Annotated in this window: 5 protein-coding genes; all 5 read right to left on the bottom strand. The window is 63.1% G+C overall.

The features are described 5' to 3' along the window. A partial coding sequence (locus tag Y707_RS25570) for a UDP-N-acetylmuramoyl-tripeptide--D-alanyl-D-alanine ligase (protein WP_051441932.1) occupies positions 1-986 on the bottom strand: 986 nt, incomplete at its 3' end. Positions 987-992: 6 nt separating this feature from the next. Further along, complete coding sequence (locus Y707_RS0112195) at positions 993-2,585, bottom strand: UDP-N-acetylmuramoyl-L-alanyl-D-glutamate--2,6-diaminopimelate ligase (protein WP_081744828.1); 1,593 nt, start codon at positions 2,583-2,585, stop codon at positions 993-995. Between the two features lie 45 nt (positions 2,586-2,630). After that, positions 2,631-4,424, bottom strand: a complete 1,794-nt coding sequence (locus Y707_RS0112190) for a peptidoglycan D,D-transpeptidase FtsI family protein (RefSeq protein ID WP_026535303.1) — start codon at positions 4,422-4,424, stop codon at positions 2,631-2,633. Positions 4,425-4,454: 30 nt separating this feature from the next. Further along, positions 4,455-5,198, bottom strand: a complete 744-nt coding sequence (gene ftsL, locus Y707_RS0112185; protein WP_026535302.1) for a cell division protein FtsL — start codon at positions 5,196-5,198, stop codon at positions 4,455-4,457. Continuing rightward, complete coding sequence (rsmH, locus tag Y707_RS0112180) at positions 5,195-6,169, bottom strand: 16S rRNA (cytosine(1402)-N(4))-methyltransferase RsmH (RefSeq protein ID WP_026535301.1); 975 nt, start codon at positions 6,167-6,169, stop codon at positions 5,195-5,197. The genes ftsL and rsmH overlap by 4 nt, the downstream gene beginning before the upstream one ends. Positions 6,170-6,340 lie beyond the last annotated feature (171 nt).

Below are 6,340 nucleotides of genomic sequence, written 5' to 3'. Positions count from 1 at the left end.
TGTCCGCTCAAGGCTTCAACAATCCTGTTTCCGCTGATGCCCGCCACGTTGGCCGCTGAGGCCGCCGCGAGCAGATTGGTGACATGGTGGGCGCCGAGGAGCTTGGACTCCACGTGTCCAATGCTGCCGTCCGGGAAGGCTATGTCGAACGCTGGATGCCCCTCGATGGTGGTTTCCAGCCCTGTCGCAAGCAGGAGTCCGCCCGACGCTTCGGCGCTCTGCAGGCTTTCGTCGGAGCTGAAGCAAAGGACACCGGCTTTGGTGCGGGCCTTCATGGCCGCAACCCTGGGATCATCCGCGTTCAGGACCGCTGTGCCGGAAGGCGCCAGGGCTTCGACCAATTCACCCTTGGCGACAGCGATGTTTTCGACCGACCCGAACTCCCCCGCATGCGCCGATCCGACGCCCAGTACGACGCCGATGTCCGGCTTGACCATCTCGGCGAGGTAGCGGATGTGTCCGATGCCGGTGGCTCCCATCTCGATGATGAGGTAACGGGTGGAGAAATCCGCCGCAAAAACTGTCAGCGGAACCCCAACCTCTCCGTTGTACGATCCGATCGGCGCCACCGCCGGCGCTTCGCGTCTCAAAATTCCGGCCAGCAGATCCTTGGTGGTCGTTTTCCCAGCGGAACCGGTAATTCCGATCACGGTCAGCGGACCGGCAGCACGCAGCCTTTCCACCACGGCGCCGGCGAGGGCTCCCATGGCGAGGACGGCGTCGTCGACTATAACCGACGGATACCCGGAACCCGTGGGGCTGGACACCGGGCGCTCAGCCAGCGTCAGCACGGCCCCGGCGTCGAACGCCTGGCCGATAAAGCTGTGCCCGTCCGCCTTTTCGCCCGGCTTGGCCACATAAAGTGAGCCATCGACGGCTTCCCGCGAATCCGTGACAACCGAGGTGACGGTGGTGGCAGGGTCGACGGCACCGGTCAGCCTGCCGCCGGTGATGGTCGCGATTTCTTCTGCAGATAGTTCAATCATGTCGACTCAGGACTCTACCGTTATGCCGGGCACGGGGATGAATCCCCGACGGCTGAGGGACGTTCGGAGCTCAACCCGGTCGTCGAGCGAATGGTTTACGCCGTTGATTTCCTGCCAGATCTCGTGGCCCCGTCCAGCCACCAGGATCACGTCGTGCACCGTCGCTATTTCCACGGCGGCCGCGATGGCCTCGGCCCTCGGTGCGATGTTGTGCAGTTCGCATCCGAGGCTTTCGTCGTCCTTGGTCCGGGCAGCGCCGTCATACACCGCCGTGCGGATCACCGCAGGATCCTCATCGTGCGGATCATCATCAGTAACAATAACGACGTCGGCGTTCCGTGCCGCGACGGCACCCATGATCGAGCGCTTGCCTTGATCCCGCTGGCCCGTGGCGCCAAAAACGATAATGACGCGGCCCTCGGAATCCGGGGTGCGTACCGACTGCAAGGCACGTTCGAGGGCATCGGCATTGTGGGCGAAATCCACGATGGCGGCCGGCTCTGTTCCGATCAGCTCCATCCGTCCCGGGACTTGGATGGTAAACGGGTCGGCGGCATGGAGGACTTCCTGGATCCGGGCCGGTGATGCGCCGGATTCGAGCACCATAACCGCGGCCAGTGCCGCATTAATCACGTTGAAGTCCCCGGGCAGGCCGGTGTGGCAATTCAGGACATCCCCCGACCGATGCCGGAGCACGAACCGGTGCCCGAGGCCGGCGGATTCGCGGGCGGTCACGGTCCAATCTGCATCGGCGTTCTCTGCCGACGCCACTGTGGTGACCGGTACCGTGGCATCCCTGACGAGCCGCTCTCCCCACTCGTCGTCGACCACAACCACGCCATGCCGCGCACGTTCCGGGGTGAACAGGCCGGCCTTGGTCCGGTAGTAGTCTTCCATGTCGCCGTGCAGGTCAAGGTGGTCCTGCGTCAGGTTGGTGAACCCGGCGATGTCGAACTTCACGCCGTCGACCCGCCGGTAGGCAATTGCGTGGGAGGAAACCTCCATGGCGGCAGCCGTCAGGCCCCGCTCCCGCATCAGCGCGAGCAGGCCATGCACCTGCGGCGACTCCGGAGTGGTGAGCTGGCTCGGGATGGCCTCTTCACCCGCCAGGATTTCGATGGTGCCGATTAATCCCGTGGTGTGATCCAGTGCCCTGAGCAGGGAATTCAGTAAGTACGTTGTGGTCGTCTTGCCATTGGTGCCGGTGACGCCGAACAGGGTTGGCCGCTGGACTCCGGCCGGCTGGCTCTGGAAGATCAAACGGGACAACGGCCCGACGACGGAACGCAGGTCGGTCCCGACGAGTACAGGCACCGGGCACTCCCCCAGTTGCCCGACACCATCGGGATCTGTCAGGACGGCCGCGGCGCCAGCCTCCACAGCACGGCCGGCGAACGCGGCCCCATGGCTTCTCGAGCCCGGCAGGCCAATGTACAAATCGCCTGGCTGTACATCCCTCGAATCGATGGAAACGCCGCTGACCGAGACCCCGGCATCTGCGGGATGCGGGCCTTGATTGGCCGCTGAACCTGCGCCGAAGGCCTGAAGGAACTCGGCAATTGCCGAGACGCGCACCGGAGCGGCCTTGCGCGGGCGCATTTCCAGACCCGCCCTGTTGGGCGGTCCGCTGTTCTCTGGCACGAACTACTCCGGTTTTTTGTCGGCGAACAATGGCAGATGCGGGGGCTTTCCCGTCGACGGCGGCACATCGAAGGTGTGCAGTGTCTGCCCCATGACAGCCGTGAACGTCGGCCCGGCGGTAATACCGTAGATGTCCCCCTGTGGCCGTTGCAGGGTTACCCCGACCACATACTTTGGATCCTCCATGGGAGCCATGCCGACGAACGAAGCTGTGTACCCATCGTACCCGCCGTGCTTGCCCGGAGCCTCCGCCGTGCCGGTTTTGCCGCCTACCCGGTAGCTGTCCATTTGGGCCAACTGGGCGCCTGCATCGGTGACGGTGGTTTCCAGCATGTCCTGGACCATCTGCGCGGTTTCGTGCGAAACGACCTGGGTCCCCTTCGGGGCCGGAACCTCGTGCCGGGTGCCGTCCGGATCGATATACGCCTCGATCAAGCGTGGCTTGAGCTTGACGCCGTCGTTGGCTATGGCCTGGTAGGCGACGGCGGTCTGCAGCGCGGTCTGGGCCACGCCCTGACCAAAGAGAACGGTGAATTCCTGGCGTCCATCCCAATTCTCGGGCTGGGCCAGGATGCCACCGGTCTCACCCGGCAGAGGTACGCCGGTCTGTTCACCGATCCCAAACTTGCGCAGCCAGTCGTACCGCTGCTGCTTGGTGAGCTGTTCGCCGATCATCACCGTACCGGTGTTCATCGAATCGCCGAAGATACCGGCCATGGTCCGCTCTTGGGTACCGTGCTCAAACGCGTCACTGAAAGTCTGCCCGTTGACCGTATACGTCGGGGGGACGGTGAATTCGGAGAGCGGTTTGGCGATACCCTCCTCAATGGCCGCGGCCATGGTGATCATTTTCTCCGTCGAACCAGGTTCGAAGGCCTCCGTCACTGACATCGCCTGCCTGCGGTCAGCCGGTGTGGCTCCGGGATTATTCGGATCCGGGCTCTTCGACTGCGCCATTGCTGCGATGCGCCCGGTCTCGGCCTCCAGCACGACGATGTTTCCCCACTCGGCATTGAGCCGTTCCACCTGGCTGGCGATCTGCTGCTGGGCGAACCACTGGATGTCCTGATTAATGGTCAACTGGATGGTCTTGCCGTCGACGGCGGGTTTCTCCTGCCGTGGCGCCGTGGGGATGGGAATCCCGTCAGCACCAATCTGGTAGGTGATTTTCCCGGGCTTTCCGCTGAGAACGTCATCCTTGGTCAATTCGATTCCGGCCAACGCGGCGTTGTCGGATCCGAGGTAGCCCACGATTGATCCAGCCACGGCGCCGGACGGATAGGTGCGATGGCTCGTGGCCTGGGCGACGATTCCGGGTATACCAAGATCCATGATCTTGTCCCGCACGGCCGGCGAGACGGATTTGGCCACATAATGGAACCGGTCCTCACCGGTAATGGCCCTATTGACTTCCTCCGGGTCATGTCCCAGTACCCCGGCAAGCTCCTGGACCGCCTGTTCCTTCGTTACCGTTTCCAGTTCATCCCCGGGTGTAATCCGCGTGAACTCGTCCAGGATGTTCTGTTGGTCGACGGTGATGTCATACCGCTGCACGCTGGTGGCCAGGACATCCCCATCGGCGCCAATAATGTCCCCGCGCAGAGGAGCCACCGGAAAAGTCCGGACCCGGTTATCGATGGCGGCCTGCGCCATGCCGTCCGGATCCAGGCCTTGGACCTGGAACAACCGGCCGCTCAGGATGAGCAGCAGCATCAGCATGACCGCCAGACCGGCCCGCAGCCTCCGGGTAGTGCCGGAACGCCTGGTCCTTCTGCTCTTAGCGTTGATCAGTGCCACAAAGTGTCCCCGTTATTGGTTGTCGAGTACTTACTGCTGCGCCGTTTGCTGCTGCGGCGCCGGAATCGTGCCTCCGTTTAGTTCCTTCGGCTCCGCTTGAGCGGGTGCCGGGACAACGTTGTCGGAGGAAGCTTGTGCGTCGTTGTCGGAGGAAGCTTGTGTGTCGCTTTCACCGGAAGCGCTGGCTTCCTGCCCGCTATCGCCGGATGAGGACGACGCCGAAGGCTCCTCTTTCGAGGTTTCGGAGGGCTCAGCCGGCCCGGAATCGGCCATCCGGGGCTGGATCGCCACATCCGGTGCCGGAATGCGCGCTTCCGGGCCCTCTGTGTCCTCGGCCTGCTTGGGATTGCCTGAAAGGCTCATGGTTTCCAAATCGATGGTTCCAAACGACGGTGAACTTACCATTCCCAATTCTGCAGCCGCCGAGGCCAGATTCTGGGGAGCTTGGTGGGTTTTGAGCCGCTGTGTCAGCATTTCGTTATTCTGCGCCAGTGAAACCTGCTTGTTGTGCAGGTCCACGAGCTTGTACTGGCCCGACGATACGGAGACGTTCAGCACCAGCACGCCGACCAGGGCGGCGGCGAGGGTCAGAAAGCAAAAGACAACGAAAGGCGTGCGGCGCCGCCCGCTGCTTGCCGGCACCAACGAGAGCGGCGTTCGCCTCTGTGGGGCGGGATACTGCTGCGGGGCGCCGCCGTCGGGAAGCACCCGGGCAGTATTGCCCGCTATTGCGCCGGTGGACGGCTGAACGTTGGCTGGGGCTGGTTGGCTCATGCCGCTCTCCTGTCTTTGATGCGCTCCACAGCACGTAATTTGGCCGATGCGGCCCGTGGATTTTCTTCGATTTCGGCCTCGTTCGGGGCTTCGGTACCCCGGACCAGGCGTTTGAGTTCGGGCTTGTGTTCCTCGAGTTCAACGGGGAACCCCCGCGGAGCCGAGGACTGCGAGCGGCCGGACAGGACCGATTTAACGATCTTGTCCTCAAGGGAGTGATAGGAGAGGACAACCATCCGTCCGCCAAGGGCCAACGCGTCGACGGCGCCCGGAACCGCCCGCTCCAGAACGTTAAGTTCTTCGTTGACCTCGATCCGCAGAGCCTGGAAAGTCCGTTTTGCCGGATGCCCGCCGGTGCGGGCGGCGCCTGCCGGAACGACAGTGCGGATCACCTCGACGAGCCGTCCCGTCGTCGTAATCGGTTGCTCAGCCCGTGCAGCGGCGATGCCGGATGCGATCCTGCCGGCAAACTTCTCCTCGCCCCACTTGCGGATGATGGTCCGCAGCTCCGGCTCTGGATAGTTATTGACCACGTCTGCCGCCGTCTGGCCGGTGCTGGTATCCATCCTCATATCCAGAGGCGCATCGTAGGAGTAGGCAAATCCGCGCTCGCGTTCGTCCAGCTGAAGCGAGGAAACGCCGAGGTCGAACAAGACGCCCTGAACCTCGTCCACCCCAAGATCGTCCAGAACGTCGGGAATTTCATCATAAACAGCGTGGACCAGATCAATCCGGTCCTCAAAGGGAGCCAGCCGCTCGGTGGAAAGGGCCAAGGCTTCCTCGTCGCGGTCGATACCAATTAGATGCAGCCCGGGGAACCTTTTGAGCATGGATTCACTGTGACCGCCCATCCCGAGCGTCGCGTCGATTACCACGGAACCGGAAGCTTGAATGGCGGGCTCCAGCAGGGAGACACAACGCTCGCGCAACACCGGGACGTGACGCCCGGCGGTTGGCTGCTCTGCGTTCATGTCCTCGAACCGTTCCCTTCATCGTGCGGCTGGCTACTTAAACCAGATCCCCATCCGCACCTGACTTCCTGATCGGCCTGACTCCGGGGAAGGTGAGTCAGGATGATCAGTCCGGTCGGGCCGGCTGGAGATCTCGTCCAAGCAACTGAAGTTTGCGGCGGCCGCCTCTAA

It is taken from the genome of Arthrobacter sp. H14, from assembly GCF_000520495.1.
In the GTDB taxonomy this organism is placed as follows: Bacteria; Actinomycetota; Actinomycetes; order Actinomycetales; family Micrococcaceae; genus Arthrobacter_C.
This window is presented reverse-complemented; position numbering and strand designations above follow the sequence as displayed.

Bases quoted from the DNA above. Each gene is read 5' to 3' on its own strand.
- Y707_RS0112195 (WP_081744828.1), bottom strand. From the start codon at position 2,585: ATGCGCCCGCGCAAGGCCGCTCCGGTGCGCGTCTCGGCAATTGCCGAG.
- ftsL (WP_026535302.1), bottom strand. From the start codon at position 5,198: ATGAGCCAACCAGCCCCAGCCAACGTTCAGCCGTCCACCGGCGCAATA.
- rsmH (WP_026535301.1), bottom strand. From the start codon at position 6,169: ATGAACGCAGAGCAGCCAACCGCCGGGCGTCACGTCCCGGTGTTGCGC.